The sequence below is a fragment of the Actinoplanes sp. NPDC021490 genome (genome assembly GCF_055562135.1).
This window is the reverse complement of record NZ_JBVHFW010000002.1, coordinates 49,559-74,702: the sequence shown is the minus strand read 5'-3', so window position 1 is coordinate 74,702 and position 25,144 is coordinate 49,559. Positions and strand designations below refer to the sequence as shown.

The 25,144-nt window shown below is 69.8% G+C and carries 25 protein-coding genes; 13 read left to right on the top strand and 12 right to left on the bottom strand.

Annotated elements, in window-relative coordinates; genetic code table 11:
* Positions 1 to 988 precede the first annotated feature (988 nt).
* The gene (locus ACZ3I4_RS04875) at positions 989 to 1,993 is read right to left on the bottom strand and encodes a LacI family DNA-binding transcriptional regulator (RefSeq protein WP_465380525.1); all 1,005 of its coding nucleotides are present in this window, start codon (positions 1,991 to 1,993) and stop codon (positions 989 to 991) included.
* 356 nt (positions 1,994 to 2,349) lie between these two features.
* Here ACZ3I4_RS04875 and ACZ3I4_RS04870 point away from each other — a divergent pair, with 356 nt between their 5' ends.
* From ACZ3I4_RS04870 to araA, 7 genes are read left to right on the top strand one after another with little or no spacing between them, the layout of a single operon-like run.
* On the top strand, positions 2,350 to 3,342 hold the full coding sequence (locus tag ACZ3I4_RS04870) for an ABC transporter substrate-binding protein (RefSeq protein WP_465380524.1): 993 nt from the start codon (positions 2,350 to 2,352) through the stop codon (positions 3,340 to 3,342).
* 54 nt (positions 3,343 to 3,396) lie between these two features.
* Complete coding sequence (locus tag ACZ3I4_RS04865; protein ID WP_465380523.1) at positions 3,397 to 4,953, top strand: sugar ABC transporter ATP-binding protein; 1,557 nt, start codon at positions 3,397 to 3,399, stop codon at positions 4,951 to 4,953.
* Positions 4,950 to 5,966, top strand: a complete 1,017-nt coding sequence (locus ACZ3I4_RS04860) for an ABC transporter permease (RefSeq protein WP_465380522.1) — start codon at positions 4,950 to 4,952, stop codon at positions 5,964 to 5,966. The genes ACZ3I4_RS04865 and ACZ3I4_RS04860 overlap by 4 nt, the downstream gene beginning before the upstream one ends.
* Complete coding sequence (yjfF, locus tag ACZ3I4_RS04855) at positions 5,963 to 6,982, top strand: galactofuranose ABC transporter, permease protein YjfF (RefSeq protein ID WP_465380521.1); 1,020 nt, start codon at positions 5,963 to 5,965, stop codon at positions 6,980 to 6,982. Before ACZ3I4_RS04860 ends, yjfF begins: the two co-directional genes overlap by 4 nt.
* Complete coding sequence (gene araB / locus ACZ3I4_RS04850; RefSeq protein ID WP_465380520.1) at positions 6,983 to 8,596, top strand: ribulokinase; 1,614 nt, start codon at positions 6,983 to 6,985, stop codon at positions 8,594 to 8,596. It abuts the gene before it with no gap.
* Positions 8,593 to 9,264 (top strand): L-ribulose-5-phosphate 4-epimerase, encoded by a 672-nt coding sequence (locus ACZ3I4_RS04845; RefSeq protein WP_465380519.1) that lies wholly within the window; start codon positions 8,593 to 8,595, stop codon positions 9,262 to 9,264. The genes araB and ACZ3I4_RS04845 overlap by 4 nt, the downstream gene beginning before the upstream one ends.
* Positions 9,261 to 10,736, top strand: coding sequence for an L-arabinose isomerase (gene araA, locus ACZ3I4_RS04840; protein WP_465380518.1), 1,476 nt, complete (start codon positions 9,261 to 9,263; stop codon positions 10,734 to 10,736). Before ACZ3I4_RS04845 ends, araA begins: the two co-directional genes overlap by 4 nt.
* A 54-nt stretch (positions 10,737 to 10,790) precedes the next feature.
* Here araA and ACZ3I4_RS04835 read toward each other — a convergent pair whose 3' ends face one another.
* Together ACZ3I4_RS04835 and ACZ3I4_RS04830 are read right to left on the bottom strand one after the other, a co-directional pair.
* Positions 10,791 to 11,294 carry a hypothetical protein gene (locus ACZ3I4_RS04835; protein WP_465380517.1) on the bottom strand — a complete coding sequence of 168 codons (504 nt, stop codon included), beginning with the start codon at positions 11,292 to 11,294 and terminating at the stop codon, positions 10,791 to 10,793.
* A 54-nt stretch (positions 11,295 to 11,348) separates the two neighbouring features.
* Positions 11,349 to 13,151 carry a YncE family protein gene (locus ACZ3I4_RS04830; protein WP_465380516.1) on the bottom strand — a complete coding sequence of 601 codons (1,803 nt, stop codon included), beginning with the start codon at positions 13,149 to 13,151 and terminating at the stop codon, positions 11,349 to 11,351.
* A 184-nt stretch (positions 13,152 to 13,335) separates the two neighbouring features.
* On the opposite strand from ACZ3I4_RS04830, the gene ACZ3I4_RS04825 reads away from it, so the two are divergent.
* The gene (locus ACZ3I4_RS04825; RefSeq protein WP_465380515.1) at positions 13,336 to 13,764 is read left to right on the top strand and encodes a BLUF domain-containing protein; all 429 of its coding nucleotides are present in this window, start codon (positions 13,336 to 13,338) and stop codon (positions 13,762 to 13,764) included.
* 42 nt (positions 13,765 to 13,806) lie between these two features.
* On the opposite strand, the gene ACZ3I4_RS04820 is transcribed toward ACZ3I4_RS04825, so the two are convergent.
* The 3 genes from ACZ3I4_RS04820 to ACZ3I4_RS04810 are packed head-to-tail and all read right to left on the bottom strand — an operon-like array spanning position 13,807 to position 15,199.
* Complete coding sequence (locus ACZ3I4_RS04820; protein ID WP_465380514.1) at positions 13,807 to 13,977, bottom strand: hypothetical protein; 171 nt, start codon at positions 13,975 to 13,977, stop codon at positions 13,807 to 13,809.
* Between the two features lie 6 nt (positions 13,978 to 13,983).
* Positions 13,984 to 14,280: a hypothetical protein gene (locus tag ACZ3I4_RS04815; protein WP_465380513.1), complete on the bottom strand. Its 297-nt coding sequence runs from the start codon at positions 14,278 to 14,280 to the stop codon at positions 13,984 to 13,986.
* A gap of 34 nt (positions 14,281 to 14,314) precedes the next feature.
* Positions 14,315 to 15,199 (bottom strand): substrate-binding domain-containing protein, encoded by an 885-nt coding sequence (locus ACZ3I4_RS04810; protein ID WP_465380512.1) that lies wholly within the window; start codon positions 15,197 to 15,199, stop codon positions 14,315 to 14,317.
* Positions 15,200 to 16,038: 839 nt separating this feature from the next.
* On the opposite strand from ACZ3I4_RS04810, the gene ACZ3I4_RS04805 reads away from it, so the two are divergent.
* Both ACZ3I4_RS04805 and ACZ3I4_RS04800 read left to right on the top strand, forming a co-directional pair.
* Positions 16,039 to 16,518 (top strand): DUF6082 family protein, encoded by a 480-nt coding sequence (locus tag ACZ3I4_RS04805; protein WP_465380511.1) that lies wholly within the window; start codon positions 16,039 to 16,041, stop codon positions 16,516 to 16,518.
* 69 nt (positions 16,519 to 16,587) lie between these two features.
* On the top strand, positions 16,588 to 17,166 hold the full coding sequence (locus tag ACZ3I4_RS04800) for a hypothetical protein (RefSeq protein ID WP_465380510.1): 579 nt from the start codon (positions 16,588 to 16,590) through the stop codon (positions 17,164 to 17,166).
* 222 nt (positions 17,167 to 17,388) lie between these two features.
* On the opposite strand, the gene ACZ3I4_RS04795 is transcribed toward ACZ3I4_RS04800, so the two are convergent.
* On the bottom strand, positions 17,389 to 18,258 hold the full coding sequence (locus tag ACZ3I4_RS04795; protein WP_465380509.1) for a GNAT family N-acetyltransferase: 870 nt from the start codon (positions 18,256 to 18,258) through the stop codon (positions 17,389 to 17,391).
* Between the two features lie 85 nt (positions 18,259 to 18,343).
* Between ACZ3I4_RS04795 and ACZ3I4_RS04790 the strand changes: the two genes are divergently transcribed.
* The gene (locus tag ACZ3I4_RS04790) at positions 18,344 to 18,664 is read left to right on the top strand and encodes a nuclear transport factor 2 family protein (RefSeq protein WP_465380508.1); all 321 of its coding nucleotides are present in this window, start codon (positions 18,344 to 18,346) and stop codon (positions 18,662 to 18,664) included.
* Positions 18,665 to 18,893: 229 nt separating this feature from the next.
* Here ACZ3I4_RS04790 and ACZ3I4_RS04785 read toward each other — a convergent pair whose 3' ends face one another.
* The 3 genes from ACZ3I4_RS04785 to ACZ3I4_RS04775 form a co-directional block, all read right to left on the bottom strand.
* Positions 18,894 to 19,280 carry a nuclear transport factor 2 family protein gene (locus tag ACZ3I4_RS04785; protein ID WP_465380507.1) on the bottom strand — a complete coding sequence of 129 codons (387 nt, stop codon included), beginning with the start codon at positions 19,278 to 19,280 and terminating at the stop codon, positions 18,894 to 18,896.
* 555 nt (positions 19,281 to 19,835) lie between these two features.
* Positions 19,836 to 20,882, bottom strand: a complete 1,047-nt coding sequence (locus tag ACZ3I4_RS04780) for a nitronate monooxygenase (protein ID WP_465380506.1) — start codon at positions 20,880 to 20,882, stop codon at positions 19,836 to 19,838.
* A 128-nt stretch (positions 20,883 to 21,010) separates the two neighbouring features.
* Positions 21,011 to 21,613, bottom strand: coding sequence for a TetR/AcrR family transcriptional regulator (locus ACZ3I4_RS04775; RefSeq protein WP_465380505.1), 603 nt, complete (start codon positions 21,611 to 21,613; stop codon positions 21,011 to 21,013).
* A 106-nt stretch (positions 21,614 to 21,719) separates the two neighbouring features.
* Between ACZ3I4_RS04775 and ACZ3I4_RS04770 the strand changes: the two genes are divergently transcribed.
* Positions 21,720 to 23,078, top strand: coding sequence for a TrpB-like pyridoxal phosphate-dependent enzyme (locus ACZ3I4_RS04770; protein WP_465380504.1), 1,359 nt, complete (start codon positions 21,720 to 21,722; stop codon positions 23,076 to 23,078).
* On the opposite strand, the gene ACZ3I4_RS04765 is transcribed toward ACZ3I4_RS04770, so the two are convergent.
* Complete coding sequence (locus ACZ3I4_RS04765; protein WP_465380503.1) at positions 23,075 to 23,263, bottom strand: hypothetical protein; 189 nt, start codon at positions 23,261 to 23,263, stop codon at positions 23,075 to 23,077. The two genes, ACZ3I4_RS04770 and ACZ3I4_RS04765, sit on opposite strands and share 4 nt — an antisense overlap.
* 271 nt (positions 23,264 to 23,534) lie before the next feature.
* Here ACZ3I4_RS04765 and ACZ3I4_RS04760 point away from each other — a divergent pair, with 271 nt between their 5' ends.
* The gene (locus ACZ3I4_RS04760; RefSeq protein WP_465380502.1) at positions 23,535 to 24,053 is read left to right on the top strand and encodes a monooxygenase family protein; all 519 of its coding nucleotides are present in this window, start codon (positions 23,535 to 23,537) and stop codon (positions 24,051 to 24,053) included.
* A 19-nt stretch (positions 24,054 to 24,072) separates the two neighbouring features.
* On the opposite strand, the gene ACZ3I4_RS04755 is transcribed toward ACZ3I4_RS04760, so the two are convergent.
* Positions 24,073 to 25,089: a LacI family DNA-binding transcriptional regulator gene (locus ACZ3I4_RS04755; RefSeq protein WP_465380501.1), complete on the bottom strand. Its 1,017-nt coding sequence runs from the start codon at positions 25,087 to 25,089 to the stop codon at positions 24,073 to 24,075.
* Positions 25,090 to 25,144 lie beyond the last annotated feature (55 nt).

Genomic DNA, 25,144 nt, shown 5'->3' with positions numbered 1-25,144 from the left:
GGTGTTCCGGACGCCCTCCGGCGACTTGAGGAACCGTCGGAACGCGGCCGGGCCGGGCACTGGGAACGCCGCCGCCTATAGGAATTGCCTGAGGTGGTCGTTCACACGATTGTCATACCCGGCACGACGTGGGCGCTGCTCTCTCAGGGAGGGACGCTCATCCCGAGCACGCGGTCGTTGCTGCCGCAATGGATCGGAAAATAGCCATTGGCCCGATACCGCGTGGGCCTTCGGGCAGGCTGTTCCGTTGTCGGCTCACGGCACGATTCGCGGCTCGTTGGTATTCGCGCTGTTCTAGGCTCGGGAGCCTTTCCCGTTGGGTTGCACACTTCGAGTTAACCGCCGCAGCGGACCACTGGGGGTCCATAAATGATCGGCCGACCCGGTGGTCGGCGGCCCGAGTGCTGCCGCTTGAGAGATCGGATCTCCCGGGAGCATCGGTGGTGACGAGGGCTCTGGAAGGACGGGTCTCTTGGCCGCGGGGCCTGCAATGGCGGTGGCAATCTTCGGCGGTAGGGAGGAGGCCGATTTGCAGCGGGCCTAGTCATGTGCGGGACCGGAACGGCGGCCGGGTGGCGCGGTCCGGCTGGCGCGGGCCGGGTGCCGCGGGCGGGGTGCCGCGGGCGGGGTGGCGCGGGACCGGCGGCGCCGGACGGGCGGCGGGGACGGGCGGCGGGGACGGGCGGCGGGGACGGGCGGCAGGGACGGGTGGCATGTATGCGGTGGACACGCGGGCCGCTGGCAACACGCCGCGGTAGGCAGAGGCAGGGCTGACAACCAGCGGCGGTCGACACGCGGAGGCAGGCCGACACGCGGAGGGTCGACCGGGGGGCGTGTTCGGCCGCGGGCGGGCGCGACGGCCGGCGGCGTGCCGCTGGCTCCGGCGACAGCGGGTTGGGCAGCGCCGACGTGCCACAGCGAGGCGGGTGATCAGGGGCGCCGACGTGCCGCAGCGAGGTCGGTGATCAGGGCGCCGCGGAGCGGCCGGTCAGCGAGCGGGGCTCGGGCCGCTGCTTGCCCGCATCACCAGCTGGGGCGCGACCAGTACGTGGTCCGGCGGGGCGATCTCGGCCGTGGGGGTGTGGGTCATGTGTTCCAGGAGCAGGGCCAGGCTTCGGCGGCCCAGTTCTCCGAAGTCCTGGTGGACTGTGGTCAGTGGGGGTACGAAGAAGCCCGAGTCGGGCATGTCGTCGAAACCGACCACGCTCACGTCCGTCGGCACTCGTTTGCCGGCCTCGTGCAACGCCCGCAGCACGCCTAAGGCGATTCGGTCGTTGGAGCAGAAGATGGCGGTGACTGCGGGGTCCTGGGCCAGTTTCTGGCCCTGGGCGTAGCCCGATTCGGCGTCCCACCAGCCGTGTTCGACGGCGGGGACGACGGCGCCGGCGGCGTAGAGGGTTCGGCGCCAGCCCTCGATGCGGGCGGCGGATTCGGGCCAGTCGGGTGGGCCGGCCGCGTGGTGGACCGTGGCGTGGCCCAGGTCGAGCAGGTGCTGGGTGGCCAGGCGGGCGCCCAGCGCGTTGTCGATCGAGACGGTGGGGGCCGCGTCGGATTCGCCGACGCCGCCGACGGCTACGCACTGCAGGGAGGGCGGGGCCTGGGCCAGGGCGTGGGTGACCGATTGTTTGGGGGCGATGGCGATCACCCCGTCGACCGAGTGCTGGGTCAGGCGGTCGACCGCCTCGAGCACCTGGCGGCGGTCCAGGTCGCGTACGGAGGCGATGCTCACCATGTAGCCGGCGTCGCGGGCCGCGCTCTCGATGCCGTACAGCATGGACGCCGGACCGAACAGGGTGGTCTCGAAGCCGATGATGCCCAGCGTGTCCGACTGCCTGGTGACCAGGGTTCTTGCGGCCAGGTTGCGGCGGTAGTTGAGTGAGCGCATCGCGTCGAGCACCCGCGCCCGGGTTTCCTCCCGCACGTTGGGGTGGTTGTTGAGCACCCGGGACACGGTCTGGTGCGAGACGCCGGCCAGCTTGGCGACGTCCCGCATGACGGTAAGACGGGGCCGGTCGACTCCGTCGGCGGCGAGCTTTCTGGATGGCAAAGACGACCTCCGATGTGAGCGCGCACAGTGTACGGCGAGGACGGACCATGTCCATCGATCCCGACGGGGTCTTCCTGCACCTTGTGGGAATCGGCAATCTGTCGGTAACAAACCGGCGGCGAGGCCTTGACTCGTGTGTTGAGAACGGTAACACTCTCGGAACGCGGGTCCTGAGAGTGAAGGCGCAGCGACTCGCCGCAACGACGAGCCACACGAGTTATCCGCGAACCGGACGCACGAAATCCCCGCGTGCAGCCGGAGAACGCGCCTGTGAACGTTAACACGAATACGTGGAGGATCCAGTGTTCAGAAGACTTTCGATCGCGGTGGCCGGTGGGCTTCTGCTCGCCTCGGCCGTCGCGGGTTGCGGCGGCAGCGACGATGCCGGTTCGGGCACCACCGGCGGCGGCGGCGATGACAAGATCACGCTCGGCTTCTCGCAGGTCGGCGCGGAGAGCGGCTGGCGCACGGCGAACACCAAGTCGATCCAGGAGTCGGCGCAGAGCGCCGGCATCGACCTGAAGTTCTCCGACGCGCAGGGCAAGCAGGAGAACCAGATCAAGGCGATCCGCAACTTCATCACGCAGCGGGTCGACGTCATCGCGTTCTCGCCCGTGGTCGAGTCGGGCTGGGGGACCGTGCTCAAGGAGGCCAAGGACGCCGGCATCCCGGTGATCCTGACCGACCGCGCGATCGACGACCCGGACACCTCGCTCTACAAGTCCTTCATCGGCTCGGACTTCGTCGAGGAGGGCAAGAAGGCCGGCGACTGGCTGGTCAAGGAGTACGACGGCAAGAGCGACCCGGTCAGCATCGTCGAGCTGCAGGGCTCGCCCGGCGCCGCCCCGGCCAACGACCGCAAGTCCGGCTTCGCCGACGTCATCAAGGCCGACCCCAAGTTCAAGGTCGTGGCCTCGCAGACCGGCCAGTTCACGCGCACCGACGGCAAGGCCGTGATGGAGACCTTCCTCAAGTCCCAGCCGAAGATCGACGTGCTCTACGCGCACAACGACGACATGGGCCTGGGCGCGATCGAGGCGATCGAGGCGGCCGGCAAGAAGCCCGGCGCCGACATCAAGATCATCACGGTCGACGCGGTCAAGGACGGCATGACCGCCCTGTCCGAGGGCAAGATCAACTTCATCGTCGAGTGCAGCCCGCTCCTCGGCCCACAGCTGATGGACCTGGTCAAGAAGGTCAAGAACGGCGAGACGATCCCGCAGCGGGTGCTCACCGAGGAGACCACCTTCACGCCCGAGAAGGCCAAGGAAGTTCTGGCCGACCGCAAGTACTGATCGAAGCCCGGTGGGCCGCCGGCAACGGCGGCCCGCCGGTCGGACGGAGCGCGCATGGGCGAGACACAAGTGCAAGAACAAGCGGTCCTGAAGATGACCGGCATCAAGAAGACCTTCCCCGGCGTCGTCGCCCTCGACGGCGTCGACTTCCGCCTGCTGCCCGGTGAGATCCACGCCCTGATGGGCGAGAACGGCGCCGGCAAGTCGACCCTGATCAAGGTGCTGACCGGGGTGTACGACATCGACGGGGGCGAGATCGAGCTGGCCGGCGAGCAGGTCCGGTTCAGCGGCCCGCTCCAGGCTCAGCAGGCCGGCATCAGCACGGTCTATCAGGAGGTCAACCTCTGCCCGAACCTGTCGGTGGCGGAGAACATCTACATCGGCCGCGAGCCGCGCAAGTTCGGGCGGATCCAGTGGTCGCAGATGCGCCGGCGGGCCCAGCAGAGCCTCGCCCGGCTCGACCTCGACATCGACGTGTCCGCCCAGCTCGACAGCTACTCCCTGGCCATCCAGCAGATGGTGGCGATCGCCCGCGCGACCGACGTCGGCAACACCAAGGTCCTGATCCTGGACGAGCCCACCTCCAGCCTCGACGCATCCGAGGTGGAACAGCTCTTCGCGGTCATGCGCCGGCTGCGGAACGAGAACACGGCGATCCTGTTCGTCAGCCACTTCCTCGACCAGGTCTACGAGATCGCCGACCGCATGACCGTGCTGCGCAACGGCGGCCTGATCGGCGAGTACCGCACCGCCGAGCTCCCGCAGATGCAGCTGGTCAGCAAGATGATCGGCAAGGAGCTCGAGACCCTCGAGCAGATCGAGGAGCAGGCCAAGGAGGCGCCGCAGAAGGGGCGCCCCCTGATCGAAGCACGAGGCCTCGGCCGTACGGGCTCGATCGCGCCCTTCGATCTGACGATCCACGCCGGTGAGGTCGTCGGGCTGGCCGGGCTGCTGGGATCGGGACGCACGGAGCTGGCCCGGCTGCTGTTCGGCGCCGACCGCCCCGACCACGGCGACCTGCGGATCGACGGCGAACCGGCCAAGCTGCACAGCCCGCGCGACGCGATGACCAATGGCATCGCGTTCTCCAGCGAGAACCGGCGCACCGAGGGCATCATCGGCGAGCTCACCGTGCGCGAGAACATCATCCTGGCCCTGCAGGCCACCCGCGGCTGGACCCGTCCGATCCCGCGCCGGCGCCAGGACGAGCTGGTCGGCAAGTACATCAAGGCCCTGCAGATCCGTCCGGACGACCCCGAGCGTCTCGTACGCGACCTCAGCGGCGGCAACCAGCAGAAGGTGCTGCTCGCCCGGTGGCTCATCACCGAGCCCCGCCTGCTGATCATCGACGAGCCGACCCGCGGCATCGATGTCGGCGCCAAGGCCGAGATCCAGCGGCTGGTGGCCGAGCTGGCCGACGGCGGGATGGCCGTGCTGTTCGTCAGCGCCGAGCTCGAGGAGGTCCTCCGGCTCAGCCACAAGATCGAGGTGCTGCGCGACCGGCGGCTCGTCGAGGAGCTCGACAACGGCGACGACGTCGACGCCGACCGCATCATGCAGACGATCGCCAGCGGCGCGACCATGTCCGGAACCAGCGGAGCAACCACATGACGACCCTGCTCAGACACCGGCTGTTCTGGCCCATCGCCGTCCTGGTGGTGCTGCTGGCCAGCAACCTGGTCTTCTCCAACAACTTCTTCACGATCACGCTGCAGGACGGGCACCTCTACGGGTCGCTGATCGACATCCTGCGCCGCAGCGCCCCGCTCGTGCTGGTCGCGCTGGGCATGACGCTGGTCATCGCGACCGGCGGCATCGACCTGTCGGTCGGCTCGGTGATGGCGATCTCGGGCGCGCTGGCCTGCCTGCTCATCGGCGACCTGAGCAACCCGGACGCGACCGGGCCGGTGCTTCTCGTGATCGGCGCCGCGATCGCCCTGTGCGTGGTCTTCGGACTGTGGAACGGCTTCCTGGTCGCCGTGCTCGGGATCCAGCCGATCATCGCGACGCTGATCCTGATGGTCGCGGGCCGCGGCGTGGCCCAGCTGATCACCGGCGGGCAGATCCTCAACGTGCGCTCGGGCCCCTACCGCGTGATCGGGGCCGGCTACTTCCTGTCGGTGCCGGTGAGCTTCCTGATCGCCGCGGCCGCCGTGGCGCTGACCGTGGCCCTCACCCGGCGTACGGCATTGGGACTACTCCTGGAATCGGTCGGCGGCAGCCCCACCGCGAGCCGCCTGGCCGGCATCCGGGCCCGACGCATCACGATCATGGTGTACGTCTTCGCGGCCGCGTTCGCCGGAGTGGCCGGGCTGATCTACAGCTCGGACGTCTCCAGCGCGGACAGCAACGCGGCCGGCAACCTGATCGAGCTCAACGCGATCCTGGCCGTCGTCCTCGGCGGCACGGCGCTGACCGGCGGGCGGTTCTCGATCGCGGGCAGCGTGCTCGGCGCGGTCATCATCACGACGCTCGACATCACCGCGGTCAGTGTGGGCGTCCCGGTCGAGACGACGCTGCTGTTCAAGGCCGTCGTCGTGATCATTCTCTGCCTGGCCCAGTCGGCGACCTTCCGGGCCAAGGTGTTCGGGCGCTTCTCCGCACGAAGGACGGTCCCGGCATGATCGACGTGACCACTCCGCCGGCGCCGCAGCGCAACCGGCCGATCTTCGGGGCGAGAAGGACCTACCGGCCCAACACCCGGCACATCCCGGTGCTGGCCACCCTGGCCCTGCTGATCATCATGTACTCGGTCGGCGTCTACAACTACGAGGGCTTCGGCGACACCCAGGTCATCCTCAACGTCTTCGTCGACAACGCGTTCCTGCTGGTCGTCGCGGTCGGCATGACGTTCGTGATCCTGACCGGCGGCATCGACCTGTCCGTCGGCGCGGTGATCGCCCTGACCACCACGGTCACGGCGACGCTGCTCAACGCCGGCTGGCCCGCGGGCGTCGTGCTGCCGCTGGCCCTGCTGATCGGCACGGTGATGGGCCTGGGCATGGGCGCGGTCATCCACTTCTTCAAGGTGGAGCCGTTCATCGCCACCCTGGCCGGGATGTTCCTGGCCCGCGGCCTGTCCCTGCTGATCAACCGGAACTCGATCCCGATCACCAACGAGTTCTGGACGCAGATGGCCCAGAAGCGCTTCCGGTTCGACGACGGCGTGTTCATCTCGCTCAACGTGGTGATCGCCGCGATCGTGGTCGTGCTCGCGGCCCTCGTGCTGGCCTGGACCCGGTTCGGCCGCAACGTCTACGCGATCGGGGGCAACGCCGACTCCGCGCTGCTCATGGGACTTCCCGTCGGCCGTACGCGGATCGCCGTCTACACCTTCAGCGGGTTCTGCGCCTCGCTCGGCGGCGTGCTCTACAGCTTCTACACCTCGTCCGGCTACAGCCTGCACGGGCAGGGACTGGAGCTCGACGCGATCGCCGCGGTGGTGATCGGCGGCGTGCTGCTGACCGGCGGCTCCGGATACGTGCTGGGCACGGTGCTCGGCGTGCTGGTGCTCGGCCTCATCCAGACCATCATCACCTTCCAGGGCGACCTGAACTCGTGGTGGACCCGGATCGTGGTCGGGATCCTGCTGTTCGCCTTCATCGTCCTGCAGCGTCTTGTCACGAGAAAGGCCAAATAGATGCCCCAGTACGTGATCGGGGTCGACTACGGCACGCTCTCCGGCCGGGCCGTGGTCGTCCGGGTCGGCGACGGCGCCGAGGTCGGCACCGCGGTCCACGAGTATCGGCACGGCGTCATCGAGCAGACGCTGCCGGCCACCGGCGAGCGGCTCAAGCCCGACTGGGCGCTGCAGGACCCGGAGGACTATCTCGACGTGCTGCGGACGGCGGTGCCCGAGGCGGTGGCCGCCGCCGGTGTCGACCCGTCCGAGGTCATCGGCATCGCGACCGACTTCACCGCGTGCACCGTGCTGCCCACGCTGACCGACGGCACGCCGCTCTGCCGGCTCGACGAGCTCAGCGCCCGGCCGCACGCGTACGTGAAACTCTGGAAGCACCACGCGGCGCAACCGCAGGCGGACCGGATCACCGACCTGGCCCACCGCCGCGGCGAGCCCTGGATCGACCGGTACGGCGGCAAGATCTCCTCGGAGTGGCAGTTCGCCAAGGCGCTGCAGGTGCTCGAGGAGGACCCGGAGGTCTACGCCCGGACCGAACGCTGGATCGAGGCCGCCGACTGGATCGTCTGGCAGCTGTGCGGCCGCGAGACCCGCAACGCCTGCACGGCCGGTTACAAGGGCATCCACCAGGACGGGCATTACCCGAGCAAGGACTACCTGGCCGAGCTGCACCCCGGATTCGCCGACTTCGCGGATACCCGGCTCGCCCATCCGATCTCGGCGCTCGGCGACCGCGCCGGTGGCCTGAGCGCCCGGGCGGCCGGGTGGACCGGGCTGCCCGAGGGCATCGCGGTGGCCATCGGGAACGTGGACGCGCACGTCACCGCGCCGGCCGCCCGCGCCGTCGGTCCGGGGCAGATGCTGCTGGTCATGGGCACCTCCACGTGCCACGTCATGAACGGGACCGACCTCAAGGCGGTGCCCGGCATCTGCGGCGTGGTCGACGGCGGCATCCTGGCCGGGCTCTACGGCTACGAGGCGGGCCAGAGCGGGGTCGGCGACATCTTCGGCTGGTACGTGGACCGGCTGGTGCACGACACCCACGAGGAGCTCTCCCGGCAGGCCGCCGAGCAGCCGACCGGCGGGCACGGCCTGATCGCGCTGGACTGGCAGAGCGGCAACCGCTCGATCCTGGTCGATCACCACCTGTCCGGGGTGATCGCGGGCCTGACCCTGGCCACCCAGCCGTTCGAGATCTACAAGGCGCTGGTCGAGGCGACGGCGTACGGGACCCGGAAGATCGTGGAGACGTTCGAGGCGGCCGGCGTGCCGGTGACCGAGCTCGTCGCGGCCGGCGGTCTCAAGCGCAACCCGCTGGTCATGCAGATCTACGCCGACGTGCTGCGCCGGCCGTTCAGCGTGGCCTCCTCGGAGCAGGCGCCCGCGCTCGGCTCGGCCATCCACGCGGCGGTGGCGGCCGGCGCCTACCCGGACGTGGCGACCGCCGCCGAGGCGATGGGCAAGGTCGAAAGCGACGTGTTCCGGCCCCGCGAGGCCGACGCCGACGTCTACGACCTGCTCTACCACGAATACTCGGAGCTGCACGACTACTTCGGCCGCGGCCCGAACGAGACCCTGCACCGGCTGCGCCGGATCCGGAACGAGGCCCGATGAGCATCGACGACATCCGCGCCGAGGTCTGCGACCTGCACCGCCACCTCACCCGCTGGGGGCTGGTCACCTGGACGTCCGGGAACGTGTCGGCCCGCGTACCGGGGGAAGATCTTCTGGTCATCAAACCGTCCGGGGTCGAGTACGACTCGCTGACGCCCAAGTCGATGGTGGTGTGCGACCTCGACGGCAACCTGGTCGAGGGTGAGCACAGTCCGTCCAGCGACACCGCCTCGCACGCGTACGTCTACCGGCACATGCCCGAGGTCAACGGGGTCGTGCACACCCACAGCCCGTACGCCACCGCGTGGGCGGCCCGGGGCGAGCCGATCCCGTGCTCGATCACCGCGATGGCCGACGAATTCGGCGGGGACATCCCGCTCGGGCCGTTCGCGCTGATCGGCAGCGACGACATCGGCCGGGGCATCGTCGAGACCCTCCGCGGGTCGCGTTCGCCGGCGGTGCTGATGCGGCAGCACGGACCGTTCACGATCGGCGCGACGGCCAAGGCCGCCGTGAAGGCCGCGGTCATGTGCGAGGACGTCGCCCGGACCCTGCACCTGGCCCGTCAGCTCGGTCCGGTCGACCGGCTGCCCGCGCAGGCCGTGGACCGCCTGTTCGACCGCTACCAGAACGTCTACGGCCAACCCCTGATGGAGGGACAGCAATGAGTGAGCACGAGGTCTGGTTCCTGACCGGTAGTCAGGGACTCTACGGACCCGAAACCCTTGATCAGGTGGCGGCGCAGTCGCAAACCATTTCGGACACCCTGGCCGGCGCGCTCGACGTCAAGGTCGTCTGGAAGCCGGTGCTCACCGACTCGGCCGCGATCCTGTCGGTGATCAACGAGGCCAACTCGCGGGCCGACGTCATCGGCGTCATCGCCTGGATGCACACGTTCTCGCCGGCCAAGATGTGGATCACCGGGCTGGACGCGCTGCGCACCCCGCTGCTGCACCTGCACACCCAGGCCAACGTGGAACTGCCGTGGGCGTCGATCGACATGGACTTCATGAACCTGAACCAGGCCGCGCACGGCGACCGCGAGTTCGGTTACATCGAGGCCCGGCTCGGCGTCGCCCGCAAGACCGTGGCCGGGCACGTCACCGACCCGCGCGTCGCCGCCCGGATCGGCACCTGGGTGCGGGCCGCACGCGGCTACGCGGCCATGCGGTCGCTGCGGCTGGCCCGGTTCGGCGACAACATGCGCGACGTCGCGGTCACCGAGGGCGACAAGGTCGAGGCCCAGCTGCGGTTCGGGGTCTCGGTCAACACGTACGGGGTCAATGATCTGATCGCCGTCGTCGACCAGGTGCTGGACACCGAAATCGACAAGCTGATCGGCGAGTACGAGGACCTGTACGAGATCGACGCCGCCCTGCGCGACGAGCGGCACGACTCCCTGCGCTACGCGGCGCGGATCGAACTCGGTCTCCGCAGCTTCCTGGAGGCGGGCGGCTTCAAGGCGTTCACCACCAACTTCGAGGACCTCGGCGGCCTGCGCCAGCTGCCCGGGCTCGCGGTGCAGCGCCTGATGGCCGACGGCTACGGCTTCGGCGGCGAGGGCGACTGGAAGACGTCGGTGCTGCTGCACACGCTCAAGGCGATGACGCCCGGCGGCACGTCGTTCATGGAGGACTACACGTACGACCTGACGCCCGGCCAGGAACGCATCCTCGGCGCGCACATGCTCGAGGTGTGCCCGTCGATCGCCGCCGGCCGCCCCCGCCTCGAGATCCACCCCCTGGGCATCGGCGGCCGCGAGGATCCCGTACGCATGGTGTTCGACGCCGCCCCGGGCCCGGCCGTGGTCGTCGGCCTGACCGACATGGGCGAGCGGTTCCGGCTGATCGCCAACGAGATCGAGGTCGTCGAGCCGTCCGCACCCCTGCCCAAGCTGCCGGTCGCCCGCGCGGTCTGGAAGCCGGCGCCCGACTTCTCGACCTCGACCGAGGCGTGGCTGACCGCGGGCGGCCCGCACCACACCGTCCTGTCCTCGGCCGTGGGCACCGAGGAACTGACCGACCTCTCCGAAATGCTGTCCACCGAGTTGCTCGTGATCGACGCCGACACCCGCATCCGCCGGTTCGCCCAGGAGGTGCGCTGGAACCAGGCGTACTACCGGCTGGCCCGAGGTTTCTGACACTGTCCCCGGCCCGAGTCGTGTTCCAGCGGCTCGGGCCGGGCGGGGCCTGATCTAGAAATGGCCGTCGGCTGCGGCCTTTCGCGCCCGGTCACCGTTGTCCGGCGGGATGCTTCCGGCCGCGGCGGCAAGGGCGAGGGCGTTGCTGTGTCGCTGGCCCATCGCGGTGGAGTTGCCGTCCGGCCCCCAGCCGTGTTTCTCAATGGTGCTGACGGTCCAGGAGGCGATGGCCCCGACCTCGAGGCTGGGGTGGTAGAGGTCCCAGAGGAAATGGTTGTTGGCGTCGGTCATGTAGATGAAGAACTTGAGCCATCCCGGGTCGACGCCGGCGGCCAGGCTGTCCACGGCTCGGATCGCCGCCAGGCAGGCGTCGACGAAGGCGCTCGCCGGACCGTCGGAGCCGGCCTGCTGGTCCGCCTGGACGAAGTCGCCGACGAGCCGGAGCTGGTGCGGTTCGCCCGCGAAGACACCGAAGTTCGGGATCGGCTGTCCGTTGTGCACCTCGTAGATCAGCTTGACATCCGGGTCGTCCCAGATCGCGATGTCGGCGTACGGCATGGAAGCGCTCCTTGGCCATTCAGTCGGTGTCGAGTATCGAACGCAGCGCCGTGATCAGGGAGGCCATGGCGGCGTTCCAGTGGTGACGGCCTCGTAGCGCAGCTGACGGAGCTGGCGGTGGCAAGCCTCCCGCACCGATTCGCCGTCATGGAGTTCGTCGCCGATGCGCGCGATCTCCTGCCGCTCGGGCAGGTGGGTGCACGCTGTGAAGCCGTTCACGTACAGGCGCGTGGCTGTGTCGCGAGCGGCGGTGCCCAGGCCGCTGATGCGGGGCAGCGACCAGTCCGCGGCCGCATGATGCACGTGCCACCGGATGGAGGCCAAGGCGATCCGTGCCGCGGTCTCGTACGAGCCGCCGCTCAACGCTCGTGAGCTCTGTTCCTGCAGCCACGGCCACGGTTCGCCGGGTGCGGCGGCGACGAGCTCACGGGCCGCGGAGGCCGCTTCGGCGCTGTCCCGGGCCTCGATCAGCCGGTCCACCGCGGCCGGCACGACCGGTGGCAGCGTGTCGGCGGCCGGCGGCGGATCGGCCGGGACGGGAGCCCAGAGCCGCCGCGAGTCGCTGATGCGCTGCCGCACCAGTCTCGGTGTGCTGTGACCGCGGCCGAGTTCGGAGAGCTGCCGCAGCATCCCCTCCCGGAGGTCGTCGCAGCTGAGGACGAACTGGATGAATTCCTGGGCCAGCGTGCCGTGCGGGACCGAGCCGTTGCGCCAGGCCCGGAGGATCGCCTCCGGGATCGGTTGCCAGCGCTCCAGGGGCGGTGCTTGCTCGTCGCGCTGCGTCCGGCCGCGCTCCATCAGGCGCGGATGCGGTGTCGTGTTGCCGGCGACCCGCACCGGCCGCTCGCACCAACGTGGATTGCCGTGCCGGCGGCTGACCTGCCCTGTCTTGAACCGGGCGGCCGAGATGGGGTCGATCGTGCCGCGATCGATGTCGACCACGGCGCCCACCCCGGCGCCTCCGCGTGGAGCATGATCCATGCCTACTGCTCCGACCGGCGCTATGACCAGAGCAAGTTCGTCCGAGGAGACCGCCATTTCCCGTACGTCGAGGGGCCGCCCGTCGGACGAGTCGATGGCCGACCGTACCTGGAGCTCCTCGGTCGCGACGTCGTAGTGCTGGACCAGGAGGCGCCCGCCGGCCTGGTCCGTGGACATCAGCAGCAGGGCATTCGGTCCCTGACGGGGATTCCAGGCGGCAGTTTGAGCGCCGATCGGAATCGGCACCACCAGACCGTCGGACAGATGGACCAGGCAGGCCCGGCCACCGCCGGTGACCAGCACCCACCGGCCGTCCGGCCCGTAGGCCACATCGGTCAGGAACCAGGCCGCCCCGGCCGGGAACGTGGCCACGAGCCGTTGCACACCGAGGCCCAGCTCGTACTCGTGAACCGCGTACCCACCCCGGGCCCGCTCCTCCAGAACGCAGACCCGCATCCCGTCCGGAGAGATCGCGATCGCCGCCGCGTTGGCCACCGGCGGCAACGTGATGGGGGTGTCCGAGCCGAACCGCTGCAGATACGGCTGGTAGCTGAAGATGGGCTCGAAGGGATACGGCACGCTGTGCCGCAGCAGCAGATGCGGCGCATGCTGCCGGACCCACCCGGCACCCTCGGTCACACCCAGGGCCTCGGGCAACGGCTGACGGCAGAACGCCCAGGCGCCCGCGCTCTCGTGCACAGCGCCGGCCCGGTCGGAGTAGTGCCGATGGGTCAGCACTTGACCTTCGTCGTCGACGACGACCGAGGGGGCGAGATGACCACGCTCGTCGGCCAGCTGGAAGAACACCCGCAGGGCGTCGTAGTCGGAGAGCGGTTCGTCCATCAGGACGGATTCGCCGACGATGAACTCGGTCAATCCCACACCCCGCCGTCATGCTGCCCGAGCCGCCAGTCTTCGCCGCGGCCCACCATGGAATCAATGGCCGATTCAGGCGACCTGACGGACCGATCGGGCACAGTGGTTCCTGCGGCTGAGCGGATCAGGTGGAATTCTTTCCCGGACGGCTCGCGCGGCCGGGCAGTCGCGGATACAGACCGAAATGCCCAATCGGTTCGGTTCGCGAGGTTACGGTGAGATGGTGATGCTCAGTCGCTTGATCTACTTCAGTGAGGAACGCGACGTCGGGGTGCAAGGGGTTCTCCGGATCCTCGATGAGGCGCGGGAGGGCAACCGAAGTGAGGGGATCACCGGAGTCCTCGCCTTCGACCGGCGCTGGTTCCTGCAATGCCTCGAGGGTTCGCGGGAGGCGGTCAGTCGCAAGTTTCTGGCCATCGCCCAGGACCAGCGGCACGGCCGAGTCACTCTGGTCGCGTTCGAGGACGCCGGCGGACGTCTTTTCCCCGACTGGTCCATGGGTGCGATAGACGTCGGCGGTCTCGGCCTCGGCGCGTTCGACCCGCCCTCCATGACGGCCTCGACGGCACTGGAGACGCTGCGCAGTTTGCAAGCGGCCGGCGCCACGATGTGAGCCACCGGCTGCCGGCGTGAGGTCCGGATCCGGGCTGTGGGGCTATCGGCCGGACAGGCCGCCGCTGCTGCAGATCATGATGAGCATGCCGAAGGCGAAAACGGCCGCCAGGATCCAGAAGCAGCCCCCGCAGCCGATGTTGCTGAAGGGGGACGGGCGGCCGTCACGGACCCAGGCGGCGTGCTGCTCGCGGCGTTCGCGGTCGGTGGGCATGATCGGTCACGCCCCGCGGTCGCTGGTCCGGGCCCAGATCAGCAGCGTGATCGTGGCCAGCGCCTCGAGGCCGACCACCACGGTTGCCACCTGGGGGCCGGCCTCGGCGGCCAGGGCGCCGGTGATGAGCAGGCCCGGCCAGAACGTGAACATGCCGATCAGCCGGTACGGCCACACGCCGGCGAACTGCTCCTCGAAGCTTCCGCCGGTGCGCGCGCAGATGAATTTGTGAACCGACATGGCGACCATGCTGGGGAACTCCCACAGCACGAAAGCCAGGACCGGCAGCAGAAAGAATCCCATGCCCGGAACTGACGGACGGGGCTTTACGACGTGCTCAGTGACGTTCGCGCGCCGGCCTCGTCGTGACGGTGCCGCGGGGCATGAGCACCGGGTTCAAGCGTACGGACTCGCCGGTGGGCCGGCCCGAGCCGAGCTGGTCGAGCAGTAGGCGCAGGGCCTCCCGGCCGACGTCGGCGAACTCCTGACGGACGGTGGTGAGGCCGGGGCACGTGTATCCGGCCTCGGGCACGTCGTCGAAGCCGACCACGCTCACGTCCTCGGGGATGCGGCGGCCGCGCTCGGCCATCGCCCGCATCACGCCGAGCGCGATGTCGTCGTTGGCCGCGAAGACGGCGGTGCACGACGGATTCTCGGCCAGCAGCTTGCCGCAGCGGTAACCGGACGCGGCCGACCAGTCGGCGCGCACGGTCGGCGGGGCCGGCACCCCGGCCTCGGCCAGCGCGGCCCGCCAGCCGGCTTCACGGGCGCGGCTGCCGTGCCACTGCTCGGGGCCGGCGACGTGCCAGACCGTACGGTGGCCGTTGGCCAGCAGGTGACGCGTGGCCAGGACCCCGCCCGCGTGCTGGTCGACCGAGACGTTCGGGGCCGGGCAGCCGGGCGGGCCGTCCACGGTGACCACGGGCAGGCCCGCGGGCACCGCCTCGAGCATGTCGGCCGCGGCGTCGACCGGGGCGATCACGATGAGACCGGCGATGCCCTGGCCGGTGAGCCGGCGGACGAGGCGGCGGGAGGCGGCGACCGAGTCCGATCCGGAGACGTGCCCGATGGTGACCGGCAGATCGGCGTCGAGGCTGGCGTCGCCGATCGCCTGGACCATGCCGGCCGGGCCGTACAGGGTGGTGTTCTGCGCGACCACGCCGATGACGGGGGAGCGGTGGTCGCGGCCGCGGGAACTGGGCGGCGCAGGACGTGTCTGCATGCGTTGTTCGTCCTTTGCGGAGAGGTCCCACGAGTCTTTGGTGAACGCAAACATGCTTGGTACGGTCCGGCCGGGTCAAGCCTCCGTTACGTCCTTGTTACATCCATGTAGAGAGATCGGTCCAGGCCGACAATTTCGGTCCGGACCCTTGCCAAACTCGGAACAAACAGGGAGCGAAACGGCGCTTCGGCGACCGCCCGCCGGGGTGCTGCTGTTGCTCACGCCTGGCTTCTCCGCCGCGATCGAGCCGGGTCCGCCTCGGCGGCCGCGCACAGCGGCGTCCGGCTGCCGGGTGGGTGACCGGGCGCTGTTCTGTCCTTGATCAGACACGGGCCGGTCCGAGCCGGTGTGCCGGAGGGCGGTCGATCTCGTCGCCCCGGGGCGTCCGGCCAGGGGTTCAGGGGCTCGTCCGGGCGGTCGGCCGTCGGGCTGGAACAGCCGTGTTCCCCACGGTCGGATGTCGGCATTTGCCGCGGATTGAGGGGTTTTTCGTGTTCGCCGTTATCGGCGGTGACGGCGACAGAAGGTGGGTTCATCAGCCTGACGGGCAATGGTTTCCGCATGGACAAGCGGTCCTACGCACGGAGGCCTATGCATCGTGACCTGCGCATGCACATCACGGCGGCCCTGACAATACTCCGAGCGAGCGACCGGGACACGCCTCTGTCCGGTACGGAATACATCGCAACTGCTCACGTACTCCCGGTGCAAGACTGCGTTGTCGATGGATACGTCCACGTGAGAGCTACCGGGAAACCACGCGCCCTGATCGTCAGCGCCCTCCTGCACGCGGCCCCCTGACCCAGGCCGGAGCGGCGCACAAGGAACAGAGAGTGATGATGACCGATCTACCAACAGTCGTGTCGATTGCCGCACTACTCGCCGTCGCGATCGCCATCGTGGTGCAGCAACAGCAGGCGCGCACCGCTCAGGCCGTCGACGTCCGCGAGCGGCACTTCGAGCTGATCAAGCTGATGCTCGACCATCCGGAGCTCGACTACAACGCCACCGACCGGCCCCAGTCCGACGAGCGCAAGACCGCCATCGGCATGAGCTTGTGGATGGCCCACTGGAACACGCTCTGGCACATCGGCAAGCTCGACGAGAAGGCCCTCCGCTTCAACCTCGAGGACCTGTTCGCCAACGCCGAGGCGCGCTCGTGGTGGCGCCGGGTCGGCAGCGCCTGGTCGTCCAAGGGCACCCGCAAGGAACGCCGCTTCCTCGCGATCGTCGGCGAGGAGTGCGAGCGGGCAGCCCGGGCCAAGCCCCCGGTGCAGCTGCGAGAGCCGGTCAAGAGCGGTTCGGGCGTACGCGACTGAAATCCTCAACCGGGCGGGCGGTGTGCCGATCAGACAGGCCCTGTCGGCACCTACCCCCCGAGGTGCAGCGTGAGCCTGACCCGATACGCGTTCCGGACCGCCGGCTTCGGCGCGCTCTACCTGCTGGCCACGTGGGCCGGCCTGGCCACGGCCTCGTCGGACGCGGGCGTACGCCTGCTCTGGCACGCCGCCGTGGTCGCCGCGCTGTGGCTCGTGGCCCAGGCCCGCTACGGCTACCGCAACCTCGACGTCATCGCGCTGTCCGTCCTGGCCGTGCTCGCCCCCGGCAACGGCGACGGTCTGCTGCACTCGTTCGTGCAGGCGGTACCCCAGGTCGTCCCGGCTCTGCTGTTCGCGTGGTTGTTCGACCGCTGGCTGCCCGGCTACTGGCTCGGCCACGGCGACCGTTTCCGCCGCCCCGGGCCCGCCCTGGCCCGCCTGGCCGGCGCCGCGGGTCTGGCCGGAGTGTCCGGGGCGGTGCTGCACAAGGTCATCAACACGGACCTGGGCTTCGGCGAAGCGGGCTACGTGGCGCTGCGCGACGCCGCGGCGGTGCTGCTCGCCGTTCTGGCGGTCCGGGGCGTACGGCGTCTGCTGGGCCGCCGCCGAGACGAACCTCGCCGTCCGGGTCTGACGCTCGTCAAGTGAGCCGGGTTTCCATAGCTGGTCCCGGCCCGCGCCGGACGCAGAGTCGTCTGCCCGCGAAAGGCCGCTTACGACACCGGTAGCGTGCCTTCCGCCGACCACACGCAGCCACCCGTAGACGAAACCTGGACCTCGCCGTAGGCCGATCCGGCCACGAAACATGCCCTGGGGCCGTCCGGGAGTCACACGCAGGCGAAATGTGACTCTGCCTCAGTTGTGAAACGCCTAGTGGCCGGCCGCGAACACCGTCCAGTTCTCGGCCAGCGTGAAGCCCATCCCGAGGTAAAGCGGCATGCCCTCGGGTGAGGAGTGCAGGAAGGCCGTGCGCACTCCGGCCTGGTAGGCGTCCCGCAGGACGGCCGCGGTGGCCAGACGGCCGTATCCCCGGCGGCGGAACGGTGGCGGGACGGCGACGTTGAAGACGCCGGCCATGTCGTCCGTGACGATTCCGAACGAGGCGGCGACCGGTACGCCGTCCGCCTCGACGAGGTAGGCGCGGGCCGCCGGGAGTTCGAACACGGCCGGTTCGGCGAAGACGGCGAACAGCGGTTCGGGGGCTTCGAATCCGGCGGCGATCGTGCGCTGGTAGGCGAGGCGATCCGCGACGGTGATGCGGCGAGCAACCGGGACGCTGACGTCAGCTGGGGAGTCGGCGGCGGCCGGGGGGCTGGCATCGGCCTGGGAATTGGCGCCGTTCCGGGCGCCGGAGTGGGCCGGGGAGTTGACGTCGGTCGGGGAGTTGGCGTCGGCTGCGGTCAACGGGCGGACCATCAGCGGGAGGGCGAGTCGCTTGGCCAGGCCGTGATCGTCGGCTACGGCCAGAATTTCGGCGTTGACGGCGTCTCCGCGCACGTGGATGGTCCACGGGACCTCTAGCAGGTGTGGCGAGTCGGAGAACTTCGAGATCTCGGGCGCTGAGGGCGTACGGGTGATGGAAGCTATGCCGTTGAGAGCGGGAAACGGAGCGCAGGTCCGGAACTCGGCGGTGCCCGCGGCGGTCGACGCGAAGTAGCCGTTCTGCTGGGTGCCGGCCAGCATCCGGATGGCGTCCAACCATGCCCGGGCGGCGGCATCGGCGGTCATCTCGAGGTTCACGTGATCAACCTAAGGTGTGTGTCACGACGGGGCCTGCCGCGATCGGGTCCGGTCATGGAACAGGCCTGACGGAAGGAGTCCCTTGATGGATGAACTGGACGAAGCGGCCCGGCGGCTGCTCGACGCGGCCAACGCCCACGACATCGACGGCTTTCTGGGTCGTTTCACGGACGGCGGTGTGGTCGACGACTGGGGCCGCGAGTTCCACGGCGCCGAGGCGATCCGCCGGTGGAGCGACAACGAGTTCATCGGCAAGCAGGTCAGCCTGACGGTCGAGGACGTGCGACGGCACGGCAACGAAACGACGATCACCGCCGCGGTGGGCGGCAACGGGTTCAACGGCCCGAGCCACTTCACGTTTACGATCGACGGCGACCGGGTCGCGCGCATGACCATCCGCGAGTGAAAGCCACCGTGGGCCGCCTCTCACGGGGGATCGAGGCGGCCCACGGGGTCAGGGGGAAAGTTGTTGTCGCACATCGTGAACCTGTTTTCCAATTTTCGCCACCCCGCCCGGCGCGCCGGACGCCAATTCGGCACTGACGTCGACCGCGAGGGCTTCCACAGCGACCAACCGCTGGTCCGCGGCCGGGTGCTGATCAGCCTTGATCGCGGCCAGAGCGATGGCGGCAGCGCTATTGGGGCCGGGGATGCCGGCCCGCACGGACGTGCGAATAGTCGCGGGCCTGGGCGACGAGACCAGCGGCGTCGAAGCGCAGGACCGTGCAGCCGGAAATGGTCAGCGGCGCGTCCTGCGGATAGGTGACCGCCCAGTACTCCACCGTGGCCGTGTCCCCGTCGACCAGCGGATCGGCGAACCACACCTCGGCCGGTCGCGTCTCCTCGGCGAAGCACTCCGTCAGGTAGGCCCGCAGCCCGTCGCGCCCACGATAGGGCCGGAACATCGAGGCGTAGTGGTCGCCGTCCGCCGCCTGCCGCCGGGCTATGAGCTCCACGTCCTGCGCCGGCCACCCCGCCCGCCACGCATCCGCCCACTGTTGCGCCGCCTCGCGTATGTCCATGGCGAAGTCTTAACACCCGGGTACGACACTTCGGCCGCCGCGAGGCGCGTTTCATGACTGGACGGACCCGCGCCAAGAACCAGCTTCTGCCGCGAGCGTCCCGCCGAAGGCCGGGTACAACGCCAGTGGCCGGCCTTCCGCGACGCGGGCGTTTCATGGCCGGTCGCGCCGGGTCCAGATTGCGTCTGCGAGCGTCCCGCGGAGGGCTGGTTGCAACGCCGGTGGCTCTCCTTCGCGACGCGGGCGTTTCAAGATTGGACCCGACCCGGGCCGGGTCTTGATTGGGTTTGTGAGCGTCCTGCGAAGGGCTGGTTGCCAACGCCGGTGGTCGTCCTTGCGCGACGCGGGGCGTCTCATGGCCGGCCCGCGCCGGGTCCAGATTGCTCCTGTGAGCGGCCCGGGAAGCACAGGTGGCTGTCCTCCCGCGACGCGCGTGTCCGGGTCCAGATGCCACCTGTGAGCATCACGCGGAAGGCCGGTTACAACACCGGTGGCCGGCCTTCCGCGACGAAGCCCGGACCTCGCTGCAGGGCCGACCCCTGTCGCGAAACGCGCCTACGACCGGGAATCGGGCATCAACCTGTCTATCAGGTCGGCGGCTGGGCCGGCACGGGCGGAACGGAAACCGGTGCCGGCCCAGAGGTTGAGGCCCTCGGGGTCGCCGGCGGCAGCGGCGGCGGCGCGGAGAGGGGCCGTTAGGTGATGGATGGCGGGGTAGCCGATGGGGGCGGCCTCGGTGTAGGTGTCGGTGAAGCGGTTGCGCAGCGCTCGGGCCGGGTGGCCGGTGAAGGCCCGGGTGATCACGGTGGCGGTGGTGGGGTAGGTGAGCATGAAGTCGCGCTGGGCGGAGCGGGTGCCGGCCTCGTCGGCCAGGAGGAAGGCCGTTCCGCATTGGACGGCGACCGCACCTGCGGTGAGCAGGGCTTCGACGTCGGCCCGGGCGGCCACGCCGCCCGCGGCTACGACTGGGACGCCGGCTGCTGCGGCCGCGGCTACGACTGGGATGCCGGCTGCTGCGGCCGGGATGGTGGACTTGACTGCGTTGAGGACGTCGATGGTGGGGACCTCGCCGCGGAAGGTGGCTGGGGTCGTGGTGGCCGAGTGGCCGCCGGCCGGGCCGCCCTGGGCGATCAGGGCGTCGGGCTCGACGGTCAGGGCGCGACGAGCCTCGGCGGCGGACGTGACCGTGATCAGCACCTGGGATCCGGCGTTCTGCAGGGCGGCCACGACCGAGCGGTCCGGCACGCCGAAGGTGAAGCTGACGAGCGGGACGACGTACGTCATGGCCAGCTCGACCTTGGCCGCGAAGTGGTCGTCGTCGTCGAGCCGGAGCGGTGGGAGTTCGACTGCGTAACGGGCGGCCTCGGCCTGCAGCAGATCGCGGTACCGGTTGAGCGCGTCCACGTCGGTGGGCGGCGCGCCGGGCACGAAGATGTTGAGCCCGTACTCGCCGTGTACGGCCCGGAGCTCGGCCTCGACCTGTGGCGGCGTCTTGTAGCCGGCGGCCAGGAAACCGGTCGCGCCGGCCTGGGTGGCCGCGTTGACCAGGGACGGGGTCGACGGGCCGCCGGCCATGGGCGCGACCACGAGCGGGCGAATCATCAACCGAGCATAGGGACCGGATCCGGAGGGTGACCACCGGGAACATCCCGGTTGCGCGCTATGGCCCGGACCCACCGCGGCGGCCGCGGGCACCCCCGGTTCCGGCCCGGTGCGGTTGCCGCAGGCGACTACGCGTACGTCTGCGGTGGGGTCTGTTGTTGAAGGACCGCGCTGATCAAGTCGGTGACCGGGCCGAGCAGGTCGTCGCGGCCGGCCGAAGCGAGTGGCTCGAGCCGGGTGTTGGAGCGCAGCAGGGCGATGCCGAGCGAGGCGGCGATGGTGACCTGGGCCCGCAGCAGGAGCGCGTCGTCGCCGTCCTCCCAGCCGGCCAGGACGGCCAGTTTTTCGGCGAAGGTCCGCAGCATGCCGACGCGGATCTCGTCGGCGCGGGCGTCGCCGGAGGAGCGGAGCAGCAGCACGAGCTGGCGCGGGAAGCCGCCGGAGTCGATGCCGGTGAGCTGTTCGACGATGCGTTCGGCGACCTCGTCGAGACGGGCCCCGCCGGCGGTGCGCCGCATGTCTTCGACGGCGCTGGTCAGGCAGGCCTCGAACAGGCCCTCCTTCGAGCTGAAGTAGCGGTTGATCAGGGCCACGTTGACCCCGGCATCGTCGGCGATCTCGCGTACGGTGGTGGCGGCGTAACCCACACCGGCGAAGCGGTTGCGGGCGGCTTCGAGAAGCAGCTGGCGCGTGCGGTTCGCGTCCCGGCGCTTCACGGGGCTGGAGGTCACCCGATCAGCGTACGCTATGTAAACAACTGTTGACTGGATGGCCCGCAAGTCTGAACTTCGCGTCAGGGTATCCCGCCGGGGCGGGAGGATGGTTGATGATCGGGCGATGAGCGATGACGCCGCGACCAAGATCCTGCTGTCCGAAGAGGAGATGCCGCGCAGCTGGTACAACATCGTGCCGGATCTGCCGAGCCCGCCGCCGCCCGTGCTGCACCCCGGGACGCGGCAGCCGATCGGGCCGGACGATCTCGCGCCGCTGTTCCCGATGGCGCTGATCGAGCAGGAGGTGACCACCGAGCGGTACGTGACCATCCCCGAGGAGGTGCTCGAGGTCTACCGCCTGTGGCGCCCGTCGCCGCTGTATCGCGCGCACCGCCTCGAGAAGGCGCTCGGCACCCCGGCCAAGATCTATTACAAGTACGAGGGGGTGTCGCCGGCCGGCTCGCACAAGCCGAACACCGCGGTCCCGCAGGCGTACTACAACGCGTCGGCCGGCATCCGGCGGCTCACCACCGAGACCGGCGCCGGGCAGTGGGGGACCGCCCTGTCCTTCGCCGCGGCCCAGTTCGGGATCGAGTGCGAGATCTGGCAGGTGCGGGCCTCGTACGACCAGAAGCCGTACCGGAAAATGATGATCGAGACGTTCGGTGGCACCGTCCATCCGTCGCCCTCGGAGCTGACCGAGGCCGGGCGCAAGGTGCTCGCCGAGGATCCGGACTCGCCCGGCTCGCTCGGCATCGCGATCAGTGAGGCGGTCGAGGTGGCCGCGCAGCACCCCGACACGAACTACGCGCTCGGCAGCGTGCTCAACCACGTGCTGCTGCACCAGACCGTGATCGGTGAGGAGGCGCTGCTGCAGCTGGCCAAGGTCGGCGCGGTGCCGGACGTGATCGTCGGCTGCACGGGTGGCGGCTCCAACTTCGCCGGGCTCGCCTTCCCGTTCCTGCGCGAGAAGCTGGCCGGCAAAATGTCCCCCGTGGTGCGCGCGGTCGAGCCGGCGTCCTGCCCGTCGCTGACCAAAGGCGTTTACGCGTACGACTTCGGGGACACCGCCGGATTGACACCGCTGATGAAGATGCACACGCTGGGCCACGACTTCATCCCGGATCCCATTCACGCGGGCGGCCTGCGCTATCACGGAATGGCCCCGCTCATCTCGCACGTCTACGAACTGGGCCTGATGGAGGCCATTTCCAAGACGCAACGGGAATGCTTCGAGGCCGGGGTGGCCTTCGCCCGCTCCGAGGGCATCATTCCCGCCCCGGAACCCACGCACGCGCTGGCCGCCTGCATCGAGGAGGCGCTGCGGTGCAAGGAAACCGGTGAGGAAAAGGTGATTCTGACGGCGCTCTGCGGGCACGGGCATTTGGACCTTCCCGCGTACGGGAAATTCCTGTCGGGCGACATGGTCGACCATTCCCTGTCGTCGGAGGCGGTGGAGGCCGCCCTGACGAAACTGCCCTAGTGGCGTGAGCCGACGGTAATGCTCGGCCGGACGGCGATCCCGACCGCGACCCGAACGGCCGGCCCCCCGCCGTCGCGCACCACCGTGCGGCCCAAGCCGACGACGTAGAAGCCTGAGCCGCGGCCGACGACAACCGGGCCGAAACCGCGGCCGACCACCGAGGCTGCATCCGGGAGGATCGTCACGCCTGGCGCCTTCCGCTCGGCCAAGGGCGCCGGTGGGGTGTCGAAGAAGGGCAAGCCGTACCGGTGCACGACGAAGGCCGGTGACGACCGGCTGCGCAAGTGGGCCAGCGCTCGCCGGCCGCGGTCGAGTCGCCGCCGGCGGGATCGTGACCGGTGGCGATCGGCGCGGATCAGATCGGTGAGGTGGTTCAGCTACCGGATAGACAGCGGGACAGTGGCAGGGTAAGACAGCAACGAGGCGGAGGATTGCTGACCGGAAGGAGATCCGGCGATGCTGAGCCGCGTCAATCGAGAGACCGTCGACCTGTCGTCCTATCCCGACCTGGTGGTGGTCTATTTGGGTATGCGCGTCAACCGGCTCTACGGCCTGCGCACCCTGATGGCCCGCGGTCCGCGGATCGACCGTTCGGGCGACAAGCCGGAGGGGCTGCTCGCGCACGAGCCGCTGCTCTGGTCGTTGTTCCCCATGCACCTCGGCATCTGCCAGTACTGGCGGGACCTGCCCACGCTGCTGGCCTGGGCCCGCTCCGAGCCGCACCGCCTGTGGTGGCGCGAGTTCCTGCGCGACAGCGGCGGCACCGGCTTCTGGCACGAGACCTACCTGCTGCGCGGCGGCATGGAGGCGGTCTACGACGACATCCCCCAGCGCCGGGGCTTCGCCACCTTCGCCCCGGTGCGCCCGGCCCGTGGCGCGATGTTCGGCTCGGCCGCGCGGGTCGGCCGCCCTGAGGACGACATCGCCCCGGTTGTCACCGAGGACGACCTCTACACCCCCGGGATCGGGCACTAGACCGTTCAGAGTCAGTCGCCTAGGCCGACTGACGCCAGACCACGGGGGAGTCGAGGAGCACGCTCGGCTCCACCGGGTCGCCGGCGATCTGGCGCAGCACCGACTCGGCGGCGTGCCGCCCTATCTCGCCGGCCGGCTGGTGAACCGTGGACAGCGGCGGCTGGGTGCGCAGCGCCCACGAGCTGTCGTCGAAACCGACCAGGCCGACGTCCTCGGGCACGCGGCGGCCCGCCTCGCGCAGCGTTTCGAGCGCGCCGGCGGCCACCGCGTCCGAGGCGGCGAACACCCCGTCCAGCTCCGGTTCCCGGTCGAGCAGCGCCCGCATGCCCTTCACCCCGTACGCGTAGTCGTAGAGCGGCACGTCGGCGACCAGGCCGGGGTCGAACCGGTCGCCCAGCGCCTGCTTGAAGCCGGTGAGACGGTCGGCCCCGGAGTCACGGTCGAGCGCGGCCGCGACCATGCCGATTCGTTTGCGGCCGGTGTCGAGGAGCCGCTGGGTCACGGCCCGGGCCGAGCCGATGTTGTCGATGCCGACGAACGGGATGCTGCGGTCGAGGTCGGGCGGGTGACCCACGAACGTCGCGGGCAGGCCGATCTCGGCGATCAGCCGGGTGATCGGGTCGTGCGAGCGGGCCGACACGATGATCGCGCCGTCGACGAAACCGCCGCTGAGATAGCGCCCGACCCGCTGCATGTCGCGGTCGGAGTCGATGACCAGGCTGACCATCTGGTGGTCGGCCAGTGACAGCACCGCGTTGGCCCCGAGCATGATCGCGCCGATGTTGGGGTCTTCCAGCAGCAGCGAATGCGGTTCGAGGGCGAGGAAGCCGACCGCCTGCGAGCGCTGCCGGGCGAGTTGGCTGGCCGCGCGGTTGGGCACATAGCCGACCTCGGCGATGGCGGCCTCGATCGCGGCCCGGGCGTCGGCCGACACGTAACCGCCGTTGAGCACCCGGTTGACCGTGCCCCGGGACACCCCGGCGGCCGCGGCCACGTCATGCACGGTGGCGCGGCGCGCTTTCCTGGGCCCGGTCACGGCCAACACTGTACGGCGCTCTTGACCGGCTGACTGGGCCGTGCCTAGTGTGTGC